The following is a 22,673-nucleotide window of genomic DNA, read 5'->3' as shown; positions in this document are numbered from 1 at the left end:
ATTTCCATCTGATTACATTTATTTTCATAAAAAAAGCAAAAAAAAATAGGTTATATGTACTATGTCGGCAGCAGACGGTTAAAAATTAACATGTTTCTCTCGATGTAAGGTTTTACCTGCCAGCCCAGACGGCGGACAGGTAAAGTTTCTACTATATAGGATAGGTCTAATCCAGATCGTATATCGAACCGACCTTCAGCCCGTACAGCTCATTGTAGATTTTCTCGGCAAAAGCGTCGGTCATTCCGGCGATATAATCGGTCACCATATGCTCCCAGGTCCAGATCGGCTTGGCCGACTTCTGATCCTTCTCGAACCGCTGCAGCCAGTCCGAAGGGATAATACTCCGGGACGTCTCGGGATCAAGGAACGCCTCCCACAGCCGCCGCAGTATCCACTCGCTCCGTTTCTGGAGGCGCTGTACGCGCAAATCGCGGATCATCGTTACCCAGGCGAAGCTTTTGAGCACACTGACGGTCCGCAGCATGTCCTCATCCTCCCTGCCTTCCTTAATGAAGGTAACCTTCTTCCAGTCCCCGTCCCCGATCACGCCGAGGCTGGCGACAAAGGTACTGACCCAATAGGCCTTGACTTCACGGCGGGTGCGGGAATAGTCATTCTCACAGGTAGGCATCTTCTCCTTCCAGATCCGAAGGAATGAACTCAGCACCTCCTCCACCTTGAAGCGGATCGCCGACTTGTTCCAGCCGGACCAGAAGGCATCCTCAAGCGTAGTGATCTTCTCCACAATCAGCCGCTGAATATAGTCGTCATGCATGAAATGCTCATGTACCTCAATCTTACCGGCCTTGATGCCGTCCTCCAGATCATGCGCCGAATAAGCAATATCGTCACACAGGTCCATCAGCTGCGCTTCCAGCGTCTTTTTGCCTGCCGGAATTCCCCACTGGGTGCGGATCTCATGGATATACTCCCATTCATGCAGATACATCCCCTTCTTCAGCACCGTCCCGGGAAAAGGATATTTGTTAATGCCCAGCAGTACCGCGTCCGAGAGGTTCAGACCGTCGATATTCTCGCGCTTCTCCAGGAACATGATCAGGCGGAAGTTATGGGCGTTGCCTTCAAAATGCTCATATTTGCGCTTCATGCTCTCATGAATCGTCTGCTGCTGAACCGGACCTGCCCCTGACTTGGCCACTGCCTCTACCGTCTTGCGGGTAACCAGCTTCTCCAGCAGGTTGTCCAGCACCTCTTCTCCCTTATGCCCAAATGGGGGATGGCCGAAGTCATGGGCGATGGCCGCACATTCCACTACCTCGGGATCAATGACCAGGCCCGGATTCTCCGCCGCTCCTGTCTCTACTTCCGGGTAAGAACGCAGCAGACTCTTGGCCGCTTCACGGGCAATCTGCGCCACCTCCAGCGAGTGGGTCAGGCGCGTCCGGTAGTAATCCCCGGTTCCGGCCCCGAACACCTGCGATTTGCCCTGCAGCCGCCGGAAGGTCGGCGAATGGATCAGACGCGAATAGTCGCGTTCATATGCGGCTCTGGAGGTCTCCAGCTTCGTGATTTCCGGATATTGTCTATGCTCTCTTTGTTCAATCAGTGTCATCTCCGCCGCCCCTATTCCTTGATCTGTATTTAGTAACTTATTATAAGTCATTTCTGCCGGAACTTTCACTCTAAAATGCAAATCGCCCTGCGGGCTGCTATAAATGCATAGCAACCAAGGGGGATAGAGCATTCTAAGACTTAAGCAGCAAGAACCGCTTATAAAAACAAGTGTGGAGTGAATTTGTGAGCCATGAGAACAGCCACCCGATTGACCGCCGCAGTTCTTGCCGCACTGGCGCTGATGCACAGCCCTTCCGATCTGGCCCTGGGCAGTCCGAACAAGGCAAAAAACCGCTACTACTATGAGGAGCGCGGCGATATGATCTGGGAAGTGCGCACCAGCCAGAAGGTGATTGCGTTGACCTTCGATGACGGCCCGGACCCCCTGGAGACGGACGGCATTCTGGAGGTGCTGCATGAGTATCAAGCGAAATGCACATTTTTTGCGATTGGCAAGCGGATCGCCGCTTATCCCGATGTCGCCAGACGCGTGATTAATGAAGGACATGAGCTGGCGAACCATACCTATAATCATGTCTATTTCAAAAGGCCGATCTCCGGGGAGCAGATTCAGGAGGAGCTTGCGCTGACGGAGAAGGAAATTATGAAGATATCCGGCAGACACAGCAGCCTGTTCAGACCGCCGGGCGGCATGTATGACGAGACGCTGATCGATGTGTCCAACAGCATGGGCCTGAAGCCCGTTCTGTGGTCCTGGCATCAGGACACCCGCGACTGGAACCGCCCCGGCGTCTGGAACATCTCAAGCCGGGTGATCCGCAATGCCAAGAGCGGCGATATTGTCCTGTTCCACGACCATGTCCACGGGCCGTCGCAGACGAAGGAAGCATTGAAAATCATTCTGCCAGAGCTAAAAAAGCAGGGCTTCCGGTTTGTGACCGTCTCGGAGCTGATTCAGCTATCCGATGTGCAGCAGGCGAAGACAGACCGGCATATGACCTATTAGGGGGCCTGCCCGGATTGCACAGGTTCACAAAATAAGGTAGTCTTGAGCATAATAAGGCTATCCTAATATGGCTATTTGTGAATCTGCCGATGTCCATCCCCCAGGAGGGTACAATACATGACCGAGAATACTTCCTATACAACCGAGGAAATTGCCCGGCTGCTCAAAATCTCCAAGCTCAAGGTCTATGATCTCATTAAAAAGGGCGAGCTCCCCTCTTACCGTGTCGGCAAACAGATGCGGGTTGACCTCTCTGATCTGGAGAGGTATAAGCAGAATTCCCGCAACAGCGGGCCTTCTGCGCATCCCCTGCCCGGGGGCGGGCTGACTGAAGCTGCATTGCCTCAGGTGCAGCCATTGCAGCAGACGGGCCCCCCGTTCGCCGCGCCTTATCAGGCCTTCGCCTCCCCACCGCCGCACAGCATGAAGAACAGCGGTGTGCATGTAGTCATTACCGGGCAGGATATGTCACTTGATATTCTGGCGACCCATCTGGAGCGGACCCTGCCCTCCACCCGCCCGCTCCGTTCCTATGCGGGCAGTCTGGACAGCCTCATCGCCATGTATCAGGGCGAATCAGATATTGTCAGTACCCATCTGCTGGATGGCGATAGCGGCGAATATAACCTGCCCTATATCCGCAAGCTGCTCGTAGGCTTCTCCTATATTGTAGTGCATCTGCTAACACGCAGCGCAGGCTTCTATGTTCAGAAGGGCAATCCGCTAGGCATCCGCAGTTGGGGGGATCTCCGGCAGGACGGGCTAACGCTGATTAACCGTGAGCGCGGCTCCGGCGCCCGGGTGCTGCTGGATGAACAGCTGCGCCTGCATGGAATTCCGTCCTCCCGCTTGAACGGATACATTAATGAAGAGAACAGCCATCTGGCAGTAGCCAGCCTGGTGGCAAGAGGCGGGGCGGATGTGGGCATCGGCACCGAGAAAGCCGCCAGAATCATTGACGGCATCGACTTCATTCCGCTGATCCGGGAGCGCTACGATCTGGTCATGGTGAAGAAGCCGGAGAATGAAGCCTGGATTAACGCCATTCTGAATATTCTGCGCTCGGAGGCCTTCCGCAGTGAGCTAAGCTCGATTCACAGCTATGACCTGAGCGAGACGGGCAATATTATTTACGAGACTTGAAACCAGAGGAGGAACGCATGTTATCCACAATACCGCAGGCAGCATTCAGGCTGGAGCGCTTGTTTTTTTCAAGCGTACACAGCTATTACGGAAGATTGGCAGAAGGGGAAGCTTTGCCCCGAAGGACCCTTCACCACCATGCCCTGTGTTATGTAACAGAAGGTAAGGGGCAGATTATCCTAAATGGGGGGCTGCTTACGGCGAATAAAGGAGACCTCTTTTTGTTGTTGCCCGAAACTTCAGTGGAAGGCAAAGCGCTGACGGCAGAACCGCTGCGTTATATGATCATTTTCTTCTCCTGTATACAGCTTCGTAAGGATCACAGGCACCAGGAGCTCCATCCTCCGGTATTTCCGGTTAACGGGAAGCTTGAAGCACCCGGCCATCCACGGGCTGCAGAGATCACCCGGCAAATGACCTCCTCTCACCGCACCCGTAACCCGGAGGATATCATGCATGCCAAGTACCGGCTGCAGCGGCTGCTCGCGTTGCTGCTTCAACCAAGTAAGCATATTGATCAGGACAAGGCTGTAGGGATGGATATTGTGCTTGCCCACATGAAGAACAACTACAACCAAGAGCTTAAAGTTGGGCAACTGGCTCTAATGGCAGGCTTAAGCACCAATCATTTCATCAGAGCGTTCAAGCAGCTTACAGAAAAGACACCTATGGCCTATTTGCTGGAGGAACGGATAAAAAGGGCTAAGCAGCTGCTCTTCTCTTCCGAACGTGTCAAGCAGATCGCCAAGGAAGTGGGCTATAAGGACGAGCATTATTTCAGCCGGGTGTTCAAAAAATCGGAAGGCGTGGCACCGGCCAGCTACCTCAAAAACAATCATATCCGTATTGCTGTTCTCTACTATGGTCTGGATGATTACCTGATGACACTTGGCCTGACGCCAGTGGCTGCGCTGTCTTACCGGGAACGGGTGTCAAGAAATTACAGCCTCCCCCACCCGGGTGTGCTGGAGCAGGACATTGTCCGCCTGAACGGTTCCCGGTTGAATTATGAAGAGCTGGCACGGGTGAGGCCTGATCTGATTATCGGGAGCGACCGGCTGTTACCAGGCGAGTTGCTGGAGTCCATCGCACCCACGGTTGTCCTTAAGCATACCGATCATGTGGAGCAGCAGTTGTCCCGGTTGTCCCGTATTCTGGGCAGAGAGCAGCAGGCTGACGACTGGATGAACCGCTACGCAGAGCAGAAGCACCTCCTTAGATCACGGCTGGAAGCACAGAATGTACTGCCCACGGTTTCTTTTATCAGAGTCAGCTCTGAATTCTACCGCTTGTACGGCGCCTCCAATCAGACAGGAACTCTGCTATACCAAGATCTTGGACTGAGTCCGCCCCCCTCAACCCGTGAGCAGACTGAATCAATGGATTTCGAGATTCATGAGCTTCCTGGGTATAACCCGGGAACCATTTTTTTGGCTGCGGACCCTACCCTGGAATCGAGACAACGGCTGGAAGCACTGCTCTCGTCCAAAGAATGGTCTTCACTGGATGCAGTGAAGCAGTCCCGGGTATTCGATGCCGGAGATCTGTTGTTCAAAACACTCGGACCCTCAGGCAGAAAGTGGGCCATGTCGTATGTTGCATCCCGGATAGGAACGCTGGACGATAGAATTATCCACGCCAACAAAGGGTTATAATCCATTGAAAAACATGTATCGATCTCCTATCATAATGATAATGATTATTATTATCTATTACACAAAGGAGACGAGAAATAAATGAATCGAATGAAATCCATCCAGGTCATGCTCCTTGCCGTTCTGCTGCTGATACTGGCCGCTTGCAGCAATACAGCGGGACAACCGGCCTCCGAAGAACAGAGTCCCGCCGCTTCCCAAACCAGCGATCAGGGGGCTGCGGAACCGGGCACACGCACGATTGCCCACCTTAAGGGAGAAGCCGTGATTCCGGCCAAAATCGAAAAAATCGTTGTTCTCTCGGCAGAGTTCATAGATCATCTGTTGACTATCGGAGAGAAGCCCTCCGGTGTGAACACCGAGGTCCGGTACGGAGGAGAGTATCTTCCCTATATGGCTGACAAGCTGCAGGGGGTACAAACTGTAGGTTCGGCGGATAATCCCAACCTTGAGGCCATTACCTTGCTTGATCCGGATGTGATTCTTATTGAGAGCCGGACGGCCGAGAATAAGTATGAGCAACTGAACAAAATCGCCCCTACCATCGTTCTTGGAAATGAATGGCTTGATTATGGCGACGATACTTCCTTTTGGACCAAGGATCTGCTAACCATTGCCGAGATGTATGACAAGACGGATGTGGCGAAGGAAAAAATTGCCGAACTGGAACAGAAAACGGTCCAGGCCAGTGAGAAAATCAAAGCGCTGGACAACAAAAAACTCGCCTACCTCCGTGTACGGGAGAAGACACTCCAAGTGTACGCAAAGCAAGGTCATCCAACCAATGCATTACTCTACCAGGATCTCGGGTTCGAACCTGCCGCACTTACGCCGGAAGAGCAAAGAGCAGATTTATCCTTGGAGAAAATACCGGAGCTGGGGGCAGACTTTATCGTCCTTGAGGTGGATTCCAATGCCCGCGATTTCCTGGACAACATGCAGGCCAGCGCACTCTGGAAGAACATCCCTGCCGTACAGGGAGGAAAGGTTCATGAGACCGATTCCTTCTGGCTCTTTAAGGGCTGGGGAGTGATCGGCCGGGGTGAAATTATTGATGAAATCATGGCATGGCTAGAGCAATGAGTGAGGTTATACCTTTTAGCAGCCAGTGGATACAAGATTTCATGCAGCAGCATTTTGCCGTGACGGTCACGGAGAAGCGGGATCATTCTTTTCCTTACAGTACAGAAGATCTATTGGACGAGGCGAAGCTCCCGTTAATTATCGGGCAGCAATCACTCCAGCTTGGGGAGCCTGGAGGAATTGTGGTCGGAACTTTGTTTGCCAAAAGGTACTCGGTGTTGATCATGGGACTGGCCGCTTCCATCACTCTCTTCGATACCCCGCTCTCTCTGCTGCCCGGCGCTTTACGGTTCAGGCTAACGGATGCAGGAATGATGCATTATGAAGCGGAGACGGCAGCCACGGACAAATGGCCTGATAACCCTTCGGAAGTTCGTCAAGCCTGCCTTTCCGGCTATATAGATCGCCTGCTGGCACATTTACGGCAGGTGCTCCAGGCTGTATCAGGGTATACGGGAGCTAAGGAGAAGATCATGTGGTCGCTGATTGCGCATAATTTGCATAACGTGTATGAAAGACTGCATACGGACAAGGGACTCTGGGACTCTGAGGATCGGGGCCGGATCATCAGCCAGGATTATACTACCCTGCTTCAGCCGGAGAAGCCGGATGAATTATCCATGCGGTTCCGGCGGTATGAGCATCCGAAGCTGTGCGGCCATTCATTATATCTGCGCAGGCATTGCTGCCTAGCCTACCGGATCAAGATTGGGCCTGATGCCGGAGAGTATTGCAGCACTTGCCCCAAGCTATCACCGGAAGAGAGATACAATATATTGGACAACTAAGCAACGCCCATCCCCGGTTCAGGATGGGCGTTGCTTAGTTCTGCTCTGCTATTCTCTAAGACCACTAATGACAATAACATCCTGGTTATAGCTGTCTCCGGCAAACGCAATGCCTTCCGGCTCCGTCTTGCGGGGCAGCAGCGCTTCAGAGATCATATTGCCGGTATGGTCGAGGTAGCTCGTGACATCGACACTCTTATGGTAAAGGCAGATGTCATCCACCCGGTCCTCCATGACGATACGCAGCGCGGTGGCCTCCTGCACTGAGAGCAGTTCCCCATGCTGCCGCACAGGCAGCCGTTCTGCATGCATCTGCAGCTTCGCTGCCCCGAACGGAACCGCCAGGGTGACGATGGCTGCACTGCCGGTTAGGGTAAGGGAACGCTTCATGACCGGACTCTCATGGTAGTGACCTTGCTTGAAGATCAGGCCCTGCTCCAGCGTCAGCCGGTCGTCGGCCAGCCCGGAGGGCAGCGGCTTCAGCAGCAGATTAGCCCCCTCCAGTTGGGAGACAACGTCCCCGCTGAGAGCATCGTAGCCCGCTGCACCCGGCGGCAGGTGGAAGAACTGCTCATAACGGTGCTGCCCTTTGGCTTCGAACAGATCCACGATCAGCCAATAGCTGTTCTTGACGAACAGCACCTTGCGGGAGTGGACCACCGGATCTTCGTACCGGGTATATCCGTACTGGCTCGCAAAGGTGTAGTCATATGCTTCATTGAACTGTGTATCCCAGATTCTGCAGCTCGCCGTAGGCGGTGTATTCCAGTGGAAGCTGCGGACATGCTGGTCCTGCCCGTCGACAACCACAGTGTTATGGGCACGGGTCGAGACTGTATATTTTCGTTCCTTGTTCCACTCAAACAAGCCCATACCCGAATCCGCCAGCAGCTCGCGTCCTCCGGCGTAGAGCACCAGGCTGAGCGCATCGGAATGCGCATGCCCGCCGATCCCGACGCCTGCACGCATCGCCATGTACATGTCGTTAGGGCTCCAGCCCTGGCGCGAGGTCACATAACCGCCTGCCGGGAAGCAGGCTGCCGTCTCCGCCGGCTCGACGGCCTTCAGCTGATCATACTCCGCTGCAGCCTCCGGCCCGATTCTCCACAGCAGGGAGAACGGCAGCCGCTCATGCCCCAGCGCTTTGAAGTCTCCCCGCTGATACAGGTAAGCGCCCAGGCTCATGACACCACGCAGCTCGCTGACGACCTGAACATCGGTATCGCCGAACTTGACCAGCTGCCCGTCCGGGGCCAGCAGATGCATCGTGACGACATACATCTTCTCCAGCGTCTCCCGGTATTCTCCGGCATCGATGCCGAGCTTCTGGTAAAGAACCACCAGCTCATACAGCTCACGCATGACGATCAGGTGGTAATTCGGGCTGCCCTCGAACTGTACCCCGTCGGGGTAGACGTTCTCAAGGATATAGCCCGGCAGCTTACGTCCGGCGTATTCCAGCCATGCGGCGGAATCCTTCAGCTCCGGCAGCAGCAGCGCCGTCTGAGTCAGCCCCCGGAGCTGCATGCAGACATGGTTGCCGCCGCTGGCATGATATTTACGGACGTAATCCCCGTGCTGCTGGAAGGACTGAATCAGCTTCAGCTTCACCTCAGGCTCGAAGGCCGGGGAGCTGAAGAAGGTAATGAAGGCTTCCGGCAGCATGAACATCCGCACACCGGCGGAGAGGGGGTCCCAGCTACAATGCTCCGCCCGGAAGGTACCATCCACCGGCATAGGGTTGTCGTCAATGAAATGGCTGATCATATCATTGAAGCATCTGGCGTATTTATCATCCCCGGTCAGCGCATAGGCTCTGGACAGGCGCTTCACGTAGACGAACCGGGTCAGATGCAGCTGATACTGCGAGCTGTCGAACAGCCAGCTGTTCCAGTCATAGCTTCCGTGCCGGAAGAGCACTCTTTTCCCTTTGAACAGGGGAATATCCCCCTCCACAATCCGGTCCGCCTCGGCAATATCCTGCTGCGCCTCTTCCTCCCCGCTGTAATGGCTGGCGGCGTACGCCCGAAGCTTGGGAACATCCTTCACCTCAAAGTAATATCTCCCGTTGTTACCCGCTGCAATGACTTCTAAATAAGCATCCCGTGCACCGGGGACATCGCCTACGTCCAGCTTCGCAGCTACCTCAGCAAGCTCCGGTCTGGTCAAGTCCAGCATTGTGCTTAAGAACTCCCCGGCAGCCAGCTGCGGCTTCGTATATGCGGGATTGTGGCGCAGATCTTTATATCCCATAGTCAATTCTATCATCACCTTTATATTCGCGGATCTCTCCGCCTAAAGTCTATTCCTTAATCGAACCAAGCATGGCTCCCTTGGCAAAATACTTCTGCAGGAACGGGTACACTATGACGATAGGCAGCATCGCCAGCAAAATGGCCGCATTCTGGACATTGGGTCCAAGGTTGGCCGCAAGCGAAGCATCTACCGCTGCCTCTGCCGAGATATTGGAGGCGCTGATTGCCACCATCTGCCGCAGGAGCGGTTGAATCGGCCAGCGCGAGGTATCATTCAGATAGATGACCGCCGAGAAGAACTCATTCCAGAACTGCACCATGAAAAACAGGGTGAAGGTGGCGATAATCGGTTTGGACAGCGGCAGCACGATCGAGTAGAGAATTCTGAATTCCCCGGCCCCGTCAATTCTGGCTGCTTCGTCCAGACTCTCGGGCAGGCTCTGGAAGAAGGAGCGGATGACCATAATATTGAAGGCACTGGAGGCTGCCGGAAGCACTACCGCCCAGTAAGAATCGATCAGACCCAGATTTTTGACGACCAGATAGTTCGGAATCATGCCCCCATGGAAGATCATCGTGAAGAAAATAACCAGCAGCATGATCCGGCGTCCGGGCAGAAATTTCTTCGACAGGGCATAGGCCAGTGTAATGGAGACAAACAGGCTGAGCACCGTTCCCATCGCCGTGATAATGACAGAATTCTTGACAGAGGTCAGGAACGTATTCGCATTCAGCAGATAGCTATAAGCATCCAGTGTCCAGTGCTTGGGCCAGATGAAGAAATTCCCGGCCATAGAATCTCCCGGCGGACTGAAAGAGACCGCAATAATATATAGAAAAGGCAGAATAACCAGCAAGCTGATTAAGCAAATCATGACTACAATAATGGTGTCAAACCAGGTTGCCTTAAGCTTCATAACCTCTCCACTCCTGTTCTTGTTCTAGAATATGCCTTCCTCACCCAGCAGCTTCGCCGCATAATTGGCCCCGAGGACCAGGATCAGACTGGCAACGGATTTGAACATGCCTACGGTAATCGCGAAGCTGTAATTGAATTGCTCCAGACCGACATGGTAGACGAACAGATCGAAGACATTGGAGACATCCAGGTTAAGGCTATTGGTCATCAGGAAGATCTGCATGAAGTTGGAGTCCATCGAGGAGCCCAGACGGAGCAACAGCAGAATCACGATGGTCCCTTTGATGCCGGGGAGGGTGATATGCCAGATGCTCTGCAATCGGCTTGCTCCATCCACCTTGGCTGCTTCATACTGCTCAGGGTTAATCCCCGCCAGTGCCGCCAGGAAGATAATCGTGCCCCAGCCTGCATCCTTCCAGATCGACTGGAAGATGACCAGCGGCCGGAACCATTCGTTGCTGACCAGGAAGTTAGCGCTGCCGTCGAACCATTGGCCGAGGTAATGGTTAATGACGCCCGAAGGCCCGAAGAAAGAAATCGTAATCCCGTAAATCACGACCCAGGAGAGAAAATGGGGCAGATATACGATGGTCTGCGAGACACGCTTGAACACCTTAAGCCGCACTTCATTCAGAAGCAGCGACAGGAGGATCGTGAAGGGAAAATAAATGATCAGATTCAGCAGACTGATCAGCAGCGTATTTTTCAGCAACATATAGAAATCGGAGGTTCCGAAAAACTGTCTGAAATTATCCAGCCCCACCCAGGGACTGTCCATCATGCCCTTGAACGGGCTGTATTCCTTGAAGGCCAGAATGAGTCCTGTCATCGGAATGTAATGAAAGGTGAGAAAGTAGAGAATACCCGGTGCTGCCAGTAAGTAAAAGGGCCATAGCTGATGAAACCGTTTGGGTCGTAAAGCTCTTTGCACAGGCTAAACCTCCTTATCCAAATGGGCAAAAGAAAGGGGAAAGCCCCTCCTTTGCCTCTGTATATAGTGTTGTTGTATTACTTCGTGGAATGCTCTGCGTGATATTGGTCCAGCAGTTCCTTGGTGATCTGCTCGCCCGGACCCTTAGTCCAGGTATCAATCTCCTTCTGCACATCCTCCCAGGCTCCCTCGCCCAGCACATACTTCGTCATGACCGCACTCATTTTCTTATAGCTGTCCGGATTCTTGCTGGCGTACTGTGAGTTGTAGCTGAGGAACGGATTCTCCACCCCGATCTTGCTGATCGTATCGAGAGTTGTCTTTTGCAGCGCCAGGATGTCCGGCTCCTTGGAGTTGGCGTATACATATGGATCTGCACGGTTCTCCAGGATGAAATTGTTCGGCTTATCGAGCTCATACTGCTTCTTCTGCTCCTCGGTCTGCACCGCAACCCCATTCTTGAAATCGCTGGAATGGATGCCGGTGACTCCCGCTTTGGAGAACGCTACATTCTCTTCGGAGGCCGTGAAGTCAAGGAAGTCTACAATCTGCTGCACCTTATCCTCCGGTACGGAGCTTGGAACCGCCCACAGTCCGTAGTACCCGGAGAGTACAGAAGCACCCTTCTGTCCGTTCGCGCCTTCAAGCACATCGACAATCGCGATTTCGGCCTTCGGGTCCGTCTGCTTCAGCTTTTCTACGTTGGTCTCTACAATATCACTGACATTCCCGACAAAAGCACCCGCTGTGCCCGCAAGGAACTTACTCCGCGCCTGCCCCTGGTTCTTCAATACCGGCGCATCCTTGTCGATCAGGCCCTTGCTCCAGGAATCTCTCAGCCACTCCAGGAATGCCTTGTATTCAGGCGTCTGGAAATCACGGACCACGTTGTCGCCGTCCAGCTTCCACACATTAGGAATGCCAAAGGCATACTGGATCGGGAGGACACCCGAGAACGGCCCGGGGCTATTCACACCGTCAGAACCGTAGATCGTGAACGGTATGGTTTTGCCGCCGCCTGCCGGGTCCTTCTCCTTGAACACCGCAAGCGCATTCGTCAGCTCATCCATGGTCTTCGGAACCGACAGATTATATTTATCCAGCCAGTCCTTGCGGATCAGAATATTGGCTTCGCCTCCGCCGTAAAGACCGCGCGGCCGGGGAATCCCGTAGGATTTGCCGTCAATTTTGGCACCGTTCCAGACCACCTCATCAATCTGACTTATATTCTTGGTCTTCGCAAGGTAAGGGGTCAGGTCATGAAAAGCGCCCATTTTCACCAGGTTGTTGAATTTATCGTCCTTGCCGCCATCCATCAGCAGCAGGTCATAGGAATCTCCGGCCGATACCGCCACAGAGAGCTTGTCCGTATAGGCTTCGGATGGCACGAAGGTTACGTTCAGATCTACATTGCCGCGCTTCTCCAGATCCTCCAGCGCCTTGTTGTTCGTCATCTCCGGCGGATTGCCGAACAGAATGGTCATGGCCTTGATGCTGGCCGGCTTGCTAGCCTCACCGCTTGGTGTACTGCCTTCCGGTGCCGCTGTGCTGCCTGCCGCAGAATTATTGCCGCCGCCGCAGCCCGCCAGTGCAGTTACCATCAACGCCGCCGAAGCTACAAGCGGTACAAGCTTTTTTGTAATATTCATTGTCATCCCCCATTTGCTTGTATTGATTGCGTTTACATCGTGCTTACACTTTGGATTATAGAAGACGCCGGAGCTTAAGAACATGCCGGATTCCAGCCAAAGTGTCACCATTTTTAAGATTTGCCGGTCCGCAGGTATCTCCATGTCCGCCAATGTACTATAATCTGTTTAGGATAGCCTGCCCGGTATCCATAGTCCAAAACCCTTAACGGATGTGACGCTATGAATTCACCCTTTTTCAGCTTTTTGCGGCGGAGCTTCTACATTAAGATGATTGTGGTCATGTTCGCCATCTCGGTGGTTCCGCTGATTGTGCTGTCCTTCATCTCTGTAAGCGTATCCAGCACGACGGTGGAGCAGCAGGTGAACCGCCTGAATGCCCAGCTCGTCAATCAGGTCGTGGACCGGATTGAATTAACCATGACCCGGCTGCGGGAGCTCAGCGAGCAATATTCGCGGATCTCGTCCATTCAGAGCGCGCTGGTATCGCCTTCGGCCCAATATTTTGAAGAGGTGGTCCGCAAAAAGGATCTGATCTCCGTGCTCAGCGGCGCGTCCGCCATCATCGGGAATGTGGAGGGCCTACAGGTCTATTCCGCCGTTACAGGAGAGGTCCTCTCCTCCACGGAAGCCCCGGCCATGCTGGAGGAGTCCCCGTACCGGCCGCTGATTGAAGCGTATCTGGCTTCGGGACGGCCGAATCTTTTTCTGGACAAGCACTCACTGCCTGAGCTGGCTATTCTGAATTCGTCTACCTATTATATCTCACGCGTTCCCTTCGACTTATATAAGGACCTGAAGGGCGTGCTGCTGATCTCCATGAATAATAGCCAATACCAGCAGCAGATTGAGAATATTCAGCTTGGGAGCGAGGGCTCTATCTCCCTGCTGACGGAAGACGGCCTGACCATTGCCACAACCAGCAAGCTGGAGAAGCAGGCGGATACGCAGCGGGTGCAGGAGATTCTGAAGCGCTGGAAGGAGCTGAAGCACCCGGATCAGTTCGCGGCTGGCTCCTCAATAGTCTCTGTCAAACAGACCTCCACCTACGACAAGTGGATCGTGCTCTCGGAGATTCCGTCCAAGGAGCTGACGGCCAGCGCCGAGATTATCCGCCGGACGGTCACTTATTTTCTGCTGATTCTGGTCTGTCTGGGGGCGCTCTGTGTGGTCGGCTTCGGGTATCAGCTCTACCGGCCTCTACAGGCTGTGAAGCGGCAGGTCGATGCTCTGAAAAAAGGGAATTTCGATGCCCGAGTCACCCATTTCGCCAATAATGAAATAGGGGATCTGGGCCGGATGCTCAATACCATGGCTGTCCGCATACAGGATCTGCTGGCAGACCTGCATGATTCGGAGGATCTGAAGCGCAAGCTGGAGATCCGGGCGCTGCAATCGCAGATCAACCCCCATTTCATGTACAATACCCTCAATACGATCCGTATGTTCGCCATGATGAAGGATTATGAGAAGATCAACTCCCTGATGGGAAGGCTGGTGGCCTTGCTGCGGTATTCCATGGAGAATTTCGAGCAGACGGTGCAGCTCCAGCAGGAGCTTGATTATCTGGCGGATTATGTCGGGCTGCTGAATATGCGCTACAAATGCCAGATTCATCTGGAGGCTGAGATTGAGGAGCCGCTGCGGGGCATGATGATTCCGAAGCTGGGTCTGCAGCCGCTGATTGAGAACTCCGTGTTCCACGGCATTCTCCCGCGTAAGGCACCGGAAGGGCATATCCGTGTGCGCGTATACAGAAGTCCCGGCGGGAGCCATATTATTGTACAAGTCGAGGATGACGGGAACGGTCTGGAAGAGGCTGATCTGAGGAAGCTGCAGCTCCATCTCCAGCAGGAAGAGTCTGCCGAGAACATCGGACTGCAGAATGTATGGATGCGCATGAAGCTGCTGTTCGGGGCGGAGACACAGATCCTGCTCACAAGCGCTCCGGGTGAAGGCTTGACCATCCGCATGCTGCTGCCATCCGGGAACGTTCTGATTAAGGAGGAACATCATGAATCACTATAGAGTTGTCCTTGTGGAGGACGAGATTCCGGCAAGAACCGTCTTCCGGCATTTCATTGAGGAGCGCGCAGACCTGTTCACCCTTGTCGGTGAAGCCGAGGATGGCCGGGACGGGCTGGAGCTGTTCCTGAAGCATAAGCCGGAGCTGATCGTCACCGACATTACGATGCCGGGCATGAACGGGCTGGAGATGCTGCGCGAGATTGAACGGAGCGGGGTACGTGCGCCGCAGATCATTATCCTGACCTGCCATCAGGACTTCCACTATGCCCAGCAGGCCATTCATCTGAAGGCCGCCTCCTATCTGATTAAGGATGACTGCCTCTCCGATCCGGGACTGCTGACCCGGACGATGGAGGAGCTGGCGGTCCTGGCGGATTCACGCGGCGAGACGAGAGACAATTATCTGCAGCTGGAGCAGCAGGTCCGCCTGAGCGAATTGGAGATCGAGCAGAGCCTGTTCCTGGAAATGCTGCGCAGCCCGGCGGCGGAAGCCAAGTGGCTGCACAGTCTTGCGGACTCGCAGCTTCCGCTTCACGGCCAGGGCTTCATGACCCTGCTGCTGGAGCTGGACCGCAACTCCCTGCGCTTCCCGATCGACCAGCTGGAGGAGTTGAAGCTGTGGCAATTCGCCGGGGTGAACGTGCTGAAGGAGCTGCTCGGCAGCATAGGCCCGCATAAGGTTATCGCCCTCGACAAAGGGCGGTTCCTTGCCCTGTATACCGACAGCTTCAAGACGGAGAGACCCCGCTTCCTGGAGCAGGTGCTGGAATCCTTGGCCGCGAATCTCCGGATGAGCTGCATCGCCCTGCTGTGCAGCTTCGAACAGGGACTGGAGGACCGGCCGGAGGCACTGAAGCTGCTGGCTTCGGCGCCGTATCCGTTCTTTTACCGCTGCAATGAGCTTATCGGCATTGGGGAGTGGGGGCAGCTCTCCAGCTTCCAGCGGATTCCTGAGCCGCAGAGCCGCTTCTGGAGCAAGGTGCTGAAGAAAGCACTGCTGGAGCCGCATCTCAGCACGGCGGCTCTGGAGCAGGAGCGCCAATCCCTGCACCGTCAGGCGATGGAGCAAGCCTGGGACCCGGAGCAGATCAAGTCCCTATATCTGCGAGTCTTTCTGGATATGAGCCATAACGTTATTGGGGCGGAAGGCGGGGCGGATCTTGAAGCAGAGCTGCGTGTACAAATCGAGCTGTGCCAGACATTCAACGCTGTACATGAGATCACCTGCGATCATTTCCGCAAGCTTCAGCAGCTTCAGGAGGGCGGCCGGAAGATCGATGCCTCCATCACACGTATCATTCAACAGATGCGCGAAGATCTCAGCTATCCCTACAAGCTGGAGGAGCTGGCCGCTTCGATCAATTACAGCGTGCCCTACTTCAGTTCCATGTTCAAGAAGGCCGTCGGCGAGAGCTTTGTCCAATACCTGACCCGCCTGCGGATCGAACAGGCCAAGCTGCTGCTGCTCACCACCGACCACAAAACCTTCGAAATCTCCGAATCCATCGGCTTCGAGAATTACCGGTCCTTCAACCGGATCTTCAAGAAGGAGACCGGCGTCTCCCCCTCGGATTACCGCCGGCAGGGAACACACAGCATATAAATTGGACTATGGGCCGTCGGCTGGCCGATTGTGGTCGGTTTTTCGATTACATTTGGCCTACGCGCCGTCCTCCGTCCTATTGTAGTCGGTTTTTCGATTACATTGGCTTACGCGCCGTCTTCCGTCCAATTGTAGTCGGTTTTTCGATTACATTTGGCTTACGCGCCGCTCCCGGTCCTATTGTGTTCGGTTTTTCGATTACATTTGCCTTACGCGCCGTCTTCCGTCTAATTGTAGTCGGTTTTTCGATTACATTTGGTCCATGGGCCAGCGGCTGTCTGGTTGTGTCCGGTTTACCGTAAACAACCCCCGCCTTCACAGGAAATCTGGTGAGGACGGGGGTTGCTCTTGTTAACCTGTAATCATCCGTCAGGAACGGCGGTTCACGAACATCAGCATAAGCATGGAGATCACAATGATCGAGCCGACCCACATCCAGGCCAGCGTCATGTTGCCGCCATCCACCGCCACATAGATCGCGGTAGGCACGGTCTGGGTGCGGCCCGGAATATTACCCGCCACCATAATCGTTGCCCCGAATTCGCCCAGCCCTCGGGCGAAGCCGAGGACATAACCGGCAGCCAGCGAACGCCCGGCCAGCGGCAGGGTCACATAGCGCAGCACCTGAAGCTCGCTGGCTCCCTGCGCACGTGCTGCATCCTCAAGGTCCTTCTCTACCCCCTCGAAGCCTGCCTTGACCGTGCGGTATACCAGCGGAAAAGCCACCACGACTGCGGCAATGACCGCTGCCCCCCAGGTGAACAGAATCGTCTGCTCTGTGAACTGTTCATACAGCCTGCCGATCCAGCTGCGCCGCCCGAGGAAGACCAGCAGGACGAAGCCGACCACGGTTGGCGGCAGCACCAGCGGCAGCAGCAACACGGTCTCTACCAGATTATGTCCGAAGAACCTGCGCCCCGCCATCTTCCTGGCTGCCAGCATGGCCAACAGGAACACGATGATACTGGTCAATACCGCAATCTTGATGGACAGCCAGACCGGGGCGAAAAAGTCGCTCCAATTGATCTCCATCTCTTTTCACCCTATCTAATAGAAGTTACTTATTTCGCTAATTGAAAGCCGTAGCCGGTGAAGACCGAGCTGGCCGCAGCAGTCTGCACATAGCTGTAGAAGGCTTTGGCCTCCGCCTGATGCTTCGAATCCTTAACAATACCCACCGGATAGTTAATCGCCTTGTGCACATGGCCGCCCACCGTCAGGGCGATCTTCACCTTCTTCGAGGTTAAAGCGTCCGTCTTGTAGACGAACCCGGCATCTGCATTGCCTGTCTCCACATAGGACAGCACCTGGCGGACATCCTTGGCGAAGACCAGCTTGCTTTGCAGCGTATCCCATACCTTCTTCGCGGTCAAGGACTGCTGAGCGTATTGTCCGGCCGGTACCGATTCAGGCTGGCCTACGGCTACCTTTTTGAAGGCTGAAGCGGTAAGGTCAGTAATAGTTGTAAGCTTCGTGTTCGAATCAGAAGGAACCACGACGACCAATTGATTCTTCAGTAGCGCCTTGTGGTCAGCGATCAGCCCTTTATCCACCAACGCGTTCATCTGCTTATCGCCTGCCGAGAAGAACAAGTCGGCCGGTGCCCCCTGCTCAATCTGCTTCTGTAGCGTACCTGAGGCGCCATAATTGAACACCAGCTTAATCTCAGGATGCTGCTTCTCATACTGTACAGCAATCTTGTCCAGACTATCCTGCAGACTCGCTGCTGCGGAGACAATAATCTCCGTCTTCTTCACTGCCGCCTCAACATCTCCTGCTGAACCCGCCGACACGCCCGCCACCATAAGCAGCACCAACAATCCCGCTAACCACTTCTTCAGCACACTCCATACCTCCCCATCACTATTCTTTATTTTGATCATATTCTAGCAAGTTAAATCGAATTATACAATGCATTTGATTATGTTTGTATATGTTTAGTTATAATTAGTATCAAAACACCCCCACAAAGTGCGGCTTTAGCTTCGATGATGACTCAGGTACTTTGCGGGGACCCCAAAACATATAAATTCTAATAAAATAGGGATAACCCTAGCCGCACGCTAAAAAAACCCCGCCCTATTGTATAGTGTATAGGGAAGAGGCCATTTCTAGGGCTATTCGCAATAATCTTCTCACAGTTCCTGTTATTCGACCTTGAAGGCAATCTTGAAGCTTCCCTTGGCATCTTCCCCCTTGATTTCAATCCGGTATTTCCCGTCCTTCCCGGCTTCCACCTTCTCGGTACCTGATTCATTGGTTGCCAGTTCAGTAAGCACCTCATTATCCGGCCCGTATAACTTCATGGACAGCTGGCCCTTTTCCACCTTGGATTTGTAATCGATGCTGATCGTTTCACCGCTTTTCATGCTCAGCTTCTTCTCCTCTGTGCCCGTAAAAAGCTTGTAGGAGCCGCTTATTTTGCTCTTCGTGCTGGACCCGACGTACATTATTTTCTTGTCACAGGAAGTCAGCAGCACCGACGCCATGACGATCAAAATCCCCAGTTTCATCCATTTATTCTTCATATTCCCAACACTCCCCGGTTTAGATTAGATGGCCGCAATGCGGACAACGGATACCCTCATTGCCTGCATTAGATGCTATGTGAATGTGATGCTGTTTCCTTGCCAGGAGATACAGGATCAGACCGATGAAATTAGGGATATAGATGACCGCAGTCACCCACAGCCAGGCATTCATCCGCCGCCGCGAGGCATCTTTATAAATGAATACCGCGATTAGCACATTCAGCCCCAGGAACAGCAGGGCCAACAGGCTTATCACGATGAGCCAGGTCAGATTCTCCTCCATAAACTCGCCCATATAGGGGCTTATAGCGTACCCCAGCGCAATACAGCTTACCAGGATGGTTGCTGTAAGCGCCCAAAAAACATATTTTTCAACGGTTAAGTGAACTTTCATAAGACCCTCTCCCGCCTCCCATAGTACTGTACAACAGCAATGTTCCGGCGACCATTGGAGACAGAATGAACAGCAGCCCCATGCTGATCTTCCATTGCAGGGCAGCCGGACCAGCCAGGAAGTACAGTCCCAGCACCATGAATATCAGCCATTGCAGGGCCATTAAAATGGAAAGTGCGCCCATTGTCCTGCGCCCTTGTATCCGCTGAATCGTATTAGAGACAAGCTCTGATGATGACGTGAGCGGCAGATTGAAATATTCCGTCAGCAGCCGGTCTTCGTCTCCGGACTCCTTCATTTAGTTCATCTCCTTCATTAGCTTGTGCAGCAGCTTCTTGCCATGATTCAATCGGGATTTGACAGTTCCGAGGGGAACTCCCAGCACCTCCGCTATGCCCTCATAGCTGAACTCCTCATAGTAATACAGTACAAGAGGGGCAAGGTAACGTTTGGGCAGACTCCGCAGGCATTCCTCCAGGAACCGGTGCTCCTCATGCCGCAGCAGATCCTCTTCTGCCAGTGGAGCCGGGTCTCTAATATGTATAAGCTCCGCATCCGAGGACAACCAGGTCCAAAGGGCATACACGCTTTTCCACTTCCGGTAGCGGTCACGGTACATGTTGAAGGCCACCTGGAACAGCCAAGGCTTAAAGGGACGCTCCGCATCATACTTCTCCAGCTTGCGGAGCACACGTACCCATACCTCCTGGAACAAATCCTCCGCATCCTGCCGGTTCAAGGTAAGATGGCGGCAGAACCGGTATAAATCATCCCTATACCTGACAATGAGAAACTCAAGATGCTCCTGTTGACCGGACTTGCATCCTTCAACGAGCTGTTTGTCGGTCATCATCTGTTCCCCGCCGCCCTTTCAACCTACATTACGAAGCATCCCAGATATTGTTCGAAAATTCACAAGGTTATTTTTAGAAAAAGTTAATGAAATTTGAAAATAGCCCTGACCCGAGGATAGGAGGTGGTTTGGCTTAATTGCACTTTGTACAACTAAAATGTCCTATTCATAACCATTTCCACGTTTAGTTGTATTTCGGACATTTAAAAAGCATCCTTCTCCCGGTTATCAGCTAAGTAGGCAGATTTAGTTGTACAGAATACAGTTAAAAGATGAAGCTATGCTTTTTTGCTGTTTTTAAGTGTACATTCTACAACTAACTATATTTGAACAACATCATCCTAACAGGTGAAGCATCCTCGCGCCTTCCAACAGTAAACCACCTTCTGTTAAAATAAAGGGCTGTCCCAAGCAGCCATTGATATGGCTTGGGACAGCCCTTGCGAATACCTTCTATTCAGATTCAGTTCTTCATCCGCGGGTCCAGCACATCCCGCAGGCCGTCGCCCATCAGGTTGAAGCCGAGGACGGTCAGCATGATGGACAGACCCGGGAACACTACGGTCCAGGGGGCCTTCTGGATAAACTGGCGGGAATCCGATAGCATCTTGCCCCATTCCGGGTCGGGCGGCTGAGCGCCCAGTCCAAGGAAGCCCAGGGCAGCGGCTTCAATGATGGCTGTCGCGACGCCAAGAGTGCCTTGAACAATGATCGGCGTCAGGCTGTTCGGCAGGATGTGGCTGAACAGAATCCGCCCGTTCTTCATCCCGATGGCCCTGGCCGCCGTAATGTACTCCTCGGACTTCAGGCTCAGCCCCTTGGCCCGGACCAGCCGGCCGTAGGTCGGAATGTTGACGATGGCAATCGCGTAGAGCACCATCCACTTCCGGAACCTCACCGCGGTCCGTTAAAAAGTGGGTATGCAGGTTCTCAATGCTCAGAATCGGCTGGATCAAGTCTCTCCCTCTTTTCTGTTAAAATTGAACGAAGGTCAAATGCCTGGTCAGGAAAACTATTTAAAAAGTTAGATATATTAACTAATACCTAACATAATAAGTAATCTAATTAACTTTAAATACATATTACTGTTATTTAATGTATAACTTTACTATGGATGTCCTATCTAGGCAAGGAAAATTTATGCATATAACTAACCCTATGAATTTTGTATGAATATATCAGAGCATAAAAGTGTGGGGAAATATACCTATCGTTATTTATATAGCGACAGCCACTTCTCCAGTTGTTGCTTCAGCACATCCCGGTAATATAGCGGCTCCATAATCTCAGCCTCTTCCTTGTATTTCATAATCCAATGAACGAAGCCGATATCCTGCTCCACAGCGACCTTAAAATGCAGGCTGCGGTTCTGGCGGTCCACCCTGCTCGGCTTTACAAACATCTCCTCCTGCTTCAGCCGTTCCATCATCCGCTGCGAGAATTTGACTCTGAATTCAACCTGCAGGCTGTCCTGTTCCAGGGACCATTTCTGCTCCATGAAGGACTGCAGATCGAACTGGTCTTTGGAGAACCACCTGTCCAGCGGATTGACACTGGAGAAGCCGTTAATATGAAAGGTGCGGATGATCCCGAAGCGGTGACAGAAACCAATCAGGTGAAAACGATTCTCTAGCGGGACCAGGCAATAGGGATCAATCCGGATACCTTTTTCTTCGTAGGCATTCTCACTATAGTCGGCCTGTATGCTTCTCTGCTTCATTACGGCATCAAGAATGTCGGTCAGAAAGAGAGGCTGGTCTCCCTGAGATCTGCTGCTTTCCGTCCAGTTTGGCCCGGCTTCCTTTTTCGTACGCTCCATTGTTTCTTCCCTTTCTGCCTTTTGCTTATAATCTGCAGCCATCACTTTCTCGTATGCGTCTTCAAAGCTCGGGGGCAGCAAAGGTTTGATCTCCGCCATAATACTGCGCAACTGTGAAAAAGCCTCTTCTTCCTCTTCTGACCAATCCAAGGGGTACAGCGCGAAATTACCGATAAAAGCATACCCCTTGCCATGTCCCATATGAGTAATGGGGATATGCATGGCACTGAGCGCATCCATATCCCGATAAATCGTTCTCTCGCTGTTGCCGCATCGTTCCGCCAGCTCACGGGCCAGAATTCCCGGTTTGGCTTGAACTAGCGTAATGATGCGCATCAGCCGGATCAATCGGTCTGTCATATTCAGTTCTCCTTGACTTATGGTAAAATAGACCCATTATTTTTAAATAAACTAGTTATATATATCTATAACCAAGGATGTAATAACCGAGATAAGAAAATATAATAGAACTATTTT

At 53.1% G+C, this 22,673-nt stretch carries 19 protein-coding genes and 1 pseudogene; 7 read left to right on the top strand and 13 right to left on the bottom strand.

From position 1 onward, the window contains the following. Nucleotides 1-166: 166 nt before the first annotated feature. Nucleotides 167-1,576 carry a deoxyguanosinetriphosphate triphosphohydrolase family protein gene (locus tag MKY86_RS03620; protein WP_076081057.1) on the bottom strand — a complete coding sequence of 470 codons (1,410 nt, stop codon included), beginning with the start codon at nucleotides 1,574-1,576 and terminating at the stop codon, nucleotides 167-169. Between the two features lie 192 nt (nucleotides 1,577-1,768). Here MKY86_RS03620 and MKY86_RS03615 point away from each other — a divergent pair, with 192 nt between their 5' ends. The 5 genes from MKY86_RS03615 to MKY86_RS03595 all read left to right on the top strand — a co-directional run bounded on the left by MKY86_RS03615 (nucleotide 1,769) and on the right by MKY86_RS03595 (nucleotide 7,214). After that, the gene (locus tag MKY86_RS03615) at nucleotides 1,769-2,545 is read left to right on the top strand and encodes a polysaccharide deacetylase family protein (protein WP_076081055.1); all 777 of its coding nucleotides are present in this window, start codon (nucleotides 1,769-1,771) and stop codon (nucleotides 2,543-2,545) included. Between the two features lie 117 nt (nucleotides 2,546-2,662). Further along, nucleotides 2,663-3,688, top strand: coding sequence for a substrate-binding domain-containing protein (locus MKY86_RS03610; protein ID WP_076081053.1), 1,026 nt, complete (start codon nucleotides 2,663-2,665; stop codon nucleotides 3,686-3,688). Between the two features lie 17 nt (nucleotides 3,689-3,705). Continuing rightward, nucleotides 3,706-5,343, top strand: a complete 1,638-nt coding sequence (locus MKY86_RS03605; protein WP_076081050.1) for an AraC family transcriptional regulator — start codon at nucleotides 3,706-3,708, stop codon at nucleotides 5,341-5,343. Nucleotides 5,344-5,424: 81 nt separating this feature from the next. Continuing rightward, complete coding sequence (locus MKY86_RS03600; protein WP_076081047.1) at nucleotides 5,425-6,426, top strand: ABC transporter substrate-binding protein; 1,002 nt, start codon at nucleotides 5,425-5,427, stop codon at nucleotides 6,424-6,426. Beyond that, entirely contained in the window at nucleotides 6,411-7,214 is an 804-nt protein-coding gene (locus MKY86_RS03595) for a (2Fe-2S)-binding protein (protein WP_143803790.1), read from the top strand. Before MKY86_RS03600 ends, MKY86_RS03595 begins: the two co-directional genes overlap by 16 nt. 48 nt (nucleotides 7,215-7,262) lie before the next feature. Here MKY86_RS03595 and MKY86_RS03590 read toward each other — a convergent pair whose 3' ends face one another. From MKY86_RS03590 to MKY86_RS03575, 4 genes are all read right to left on the bottom strand, one after another. After that, entirely contained in the window at nucleotides 7,263-9,467 is a 2,205-nt protein-coding gene (locus tag MKY86_RS03590; RefSeq protein ID WP_076081041.1) for an alginate lyase family protein, read from the bottom strand. A 49-nt stretch (nucleotides 9,468-9,516) separates the two neighbouring features. Beyond that, nucleotides 9,517-10,386: a carbohydrate ABC transporter permease gene (locus MKY86_RS03585; protein ID WP_076081038.1), complete on the bottom strand. Its 870-nt coding sequence runs from the start codon at nucleotides 10,384-10,386 to the stop codon at nucleotides 9,517-9,519. Nucleotides 10,387-10,410: 24 nt separating this feature from the next. Next, nucleotides 10,411-11,319, bottom strand: coding sequence for an ABC transporter permease (locus MKY86_RS03580; protein ID WP_036723142.1), 909 nt, complete (start codon nucleotides 11,317-11,319; stop codon nucleotides 10,411-10,413). Between the two features lie 77 nt (nucleotides 11,320-11,396). Beyond that, the gene (locus tag MKY86_RS03575; RefSeq protein ID WP_340826172.1) at nucleotides 11,397-12,968 is read right to left on the bottom strand and encodes an extracellular solute-binding protein; all 1,572 of its coding nucleotides are present in this window, start codon (nucleotides 12,966-12,968) and stop codon (nucleotides 11,397-11,399) included. 222 nt (nucleotides 12,969-13,190) lie between these two features. On the opposite strand from MKY86_RS03575, the gene MKY86_RS03570 reads away from it, so the two are divergent. Both MKY86_RS03570 and MKY86_RS03565 read left to right on the top strand, forming a co-directional pair. Then, a complete protein-coding gene (locus tag MKY86_RS03570) occupies nucleotides 13,191-14,996 on the top strand; it encodes a sensor histidine kinase (RefSeq protein ID WP_076081033.1) in 1,806 nt (601 codons plus the stop codon). Next, nucleotides 14,983-16,599: a helix-turn-helix domain-containing protein gene (locus MKY86_RS03565; RefSeq protein WP_076081031.1), complete on the top strand. Its 1,617-nt coding sequence runs from the start codon at nucleotides 14,983-14,985 to the stop codon at nucleotides 16,597-16,599. Before MKY86_RS03570 ends, MKY86_RS03565 begins: the two co-directional genes overlap by 14 nt. Nucleotides 16,600-16,968: 369 nt before the next feature. Here the strand turns inward: MKY86_RS03565 and modB are convergent, their stop codons facing one another. The 8 genes and pseudogenes from modB to MKY86_RS03525 all read right to left on the bottom strand — a co-directional run bounded on the left by modB (nucleotide 16,969) and on the right by MKY86_RS03525 (nucleotide 22,556). Then, the gene (modB, locus tag MKY86_RS03560) at nucleotides 16,969-17,631 is read right to left on the bottom strand and encodes a molybdate ABC transporter permease subunit (RefSeq protein WP_076081029.1); all 663 of its coding nucleotides are present in this window, start codon (nucleotides 17,629-17,631) and stop codon (nucleotides 16,969-16,971) included. 29 nt (nucleotides 17,632-17,660) lie between these two features. After that, the gene (gene modA, locus MKY86_RS03555; RefSeq protein ID WP_340827762.1) at nucleotides 17,661-18,404 is read right to left on the bottom strand and encodes a molybdate ABC transporter substrate-binding protein; all 744 of its coding nucleotides are present in this window, start codon (nucleotides 18,402-18,404) and stop codon (nucleotides 17,661-17,663) included. Between the two features lie 342 nt (nucleotides 18,405-18,746). Further along, entirely contained in the window at nucleotides 18,747-19,127 is a 381-nt protein-coding gene (locus MKY86_RS03550; RefSeq protein ID WP_076081025.1) for a hypothetical protein, read from the bottom strand. Between the two features lie 19 nt (nucleotides 19,128-19,146). Next, a complete protein-coding gene (locus MKY86_RS03545) occupies nucleotides 19,147-19,524 on the bottom strand; it encodes a PLDc N-terminal domain-containing protein (RefSeq protein WP_076081023.1) in 378 nt (125 codons plus the stop codon). Next, nucleotides 19,502-19,822 carry a hypothetical protein gene (locus MKY86_RS03540; protein WP_076081021.1) on the bottom strand — a complete coding sequence of 107 codons (321 nt, stop codon included), beginning with the start codon at nucleotides 19,820-19,822 and terminating at the stop codon, nucleotides 19,502-19,504. The genes MKY86_RS03545 and MKY86_RS03540 overlap by 23 nt, the downstream gene beginning before the upstream one ends. Beyond that, nucleotides 19,823-20,377 (bottom strand): RNA polymerase sigma factor, encoded by a 555-nt coding sequence (locus tag MKY86_RS03535; protein ID WP_083685401.1) that lies wholly within the window; start codon nucleotides 20,375-20,377, stop codon nucleotides 19,823-19,825. Nucleotides 20,378-20,840: 463 nt separating this feature from the next. Further along, nucleotides 20,841-21,251, bottom strand: a pseudogene (locus MKY86_RS03530) (ABC transporter permease); the annotation flags it as partial. A 339-nt stretch (nucleotides 21,252-21,590) separates the two neighbouring features. Next, entirely contained in the window at nucleotides 21,591-22,556 is a 966-nt protein-coding gene (locus MKY86_RS03525; protein ID WP_076081017.1) for a helix-turn-helix transcriptional regulator, read from the bottom strand. Nucleotides 22,557-22,673: the final 117 nt, after the last annotated feature.

The organism is Paenibacillus sp. FSL R7-0333, assembly GCF_038000365.1.
Classification (GTDB): Bacteria; Bacillota; Bacilli; order Paenibacillales; family Paenibacillaceae; genus Paenibacillus_AQ; species Paenibacillus_AQ silagei.
The sequence above is the reverse complement of the archived record's forward strand: the minus strand, read 5'-3'. Positions and strand labels throughout refer to the sequence as shown.

What these genes read in the sequence shown, in the direction of transcription:
- MKY86_RS03600 (WP_076081047.1), top strand. Translation starts at nt 5,425, where the DNA reads ATGAATCGAATGAAATCCATCCAGGTCATGCTCCTTGCCGTTCTGCTG.
- MKY86_RS03590 (WP_076081041.1), bottom strand. Translation starts at nt 9,467, where the DNA reads ATGGGATATAAAGATCTGCGCCACAATCCCGCATATACGAAGCCGCAG.
- MKY86_RS03610 (WP_076081053.1), top strand. Translation starts at nt 2,663, where the DNA reads ATGACCGAGAATACTTCCTATACAACCGAGGAAATTGCCCGGCTGCTC.
- MKY86_RS03620 (WP_076081057.1), bottom strand. Translation starts at nt 1,576, where the DNA reads ATGACACTGATTGAACAAAGAGAGCATAGACAATATCCGGAAATCACG.
- MKY86_RS03565 (WP_076081031.1), top strand. Translation starts at nt 14,983, where the DNA reads ATGAATCACTATAGAGTTGTCCTTGTGGAGGACGAGATTCCGGCAAGA.
- MKY86_RS03595 (WP_143803790.1), top strand. Translation starts at nt 6,411, where the DNA reads ATGGCTAGAGCAATGAGTGAGGTTATACCTTTTAGCAGCCAGTGGATA.
- MKY86_RS03540 (WP_076081021.1), bottom strand. Translation starts at nt 19,822, where the DNA reads ATGAAGGAGTCCGGAGACGAAGACCGGCTGCTGACGGAATATTTCAAT.
- MKY86_RS03550 (WP_076081025.1), bottom strand. Translation starts at nt 19,127, where the DNA reads ATGAAGAATAAATGGATGAAACTGGGGATTTTGATCGTCATGGCGTCG.
- MKY86_RS03615 (WP_076081055.1), top strand. Translation starts at nt 1,769, where the DNA reads ATGAGAACAGCCACCCGATTGACCGCCGCAGTTCTTGCCGCACTGGCG.
- MKY86_RS03535 (WP_083685401.1), bottom strand. Translation starts at nt 20,377, where the DNA reads ATGATGACCGACAAACAGCTCGTTGAAGGATGCAAGTCCGGTCAACAG.
- MKY86_RS03605 (WP_076081050.1), top strand. Translation starts at nt 3,706, where the DNA reads ATGTTATCCACAATACCGCAGGCAGCATTCAGGCTGGAGCGCTTGTTT.
- modA (WP_340827762.1), bottom strand. Translation starts at nt 18,404, where the DNA reads ATGGTGGCGGGCGTGTCGGCGGGTTCAGCAGGAGATGTTGAGGCGGCA.
- MKY86_RS03575 (WP_340826172.1), bottom strand. Translation starts at nt 12,968, where the DNA reads ATGAATATTACAAAAAAGCTTGTACCGCTTGTAGCTTCGGCGGCGTTG.
- MKY86_RS03525 (WP_076081017.1), bottom strand. Translation starts at nt 22,556, where the DNA reads ATGACAGACCGATTGATCCGGCTGATGCGCATCATTACGCTAGTTCAA.
- modB (WP_076081029.1), bottom strand. Translation starts at nt 17,631, where the DNA reads ATGGAGATCAATTGGAGCGACTTTTTCGCCCCGGTCTGGCTGTCCATC.
- MKY86_RS03570 (WP_076081033.1), top strand. Translation starts at nt 13,191, where the DNA reads ATGAATTCACCCTTTTTCAGCTTTTTGCGGCGGAGCTTCTACATTAAG.
- MKY86_RS03585 (WP_076081038.1), bottom strand. Translation starts at nt 10,386, where the DNA reads ATGAAGCTTAAGGCAACCTGGTTTGACACCATTATTGTAGTCATGATT.
- MKY86_RS03545 (WP_076081023.1), bottom strand. Translation starts at nt 19,524, where the DNA reads ATGAAAGTTCACTTAACCGTTGAAAAATATGTTTTTTGGGCGCTTACA.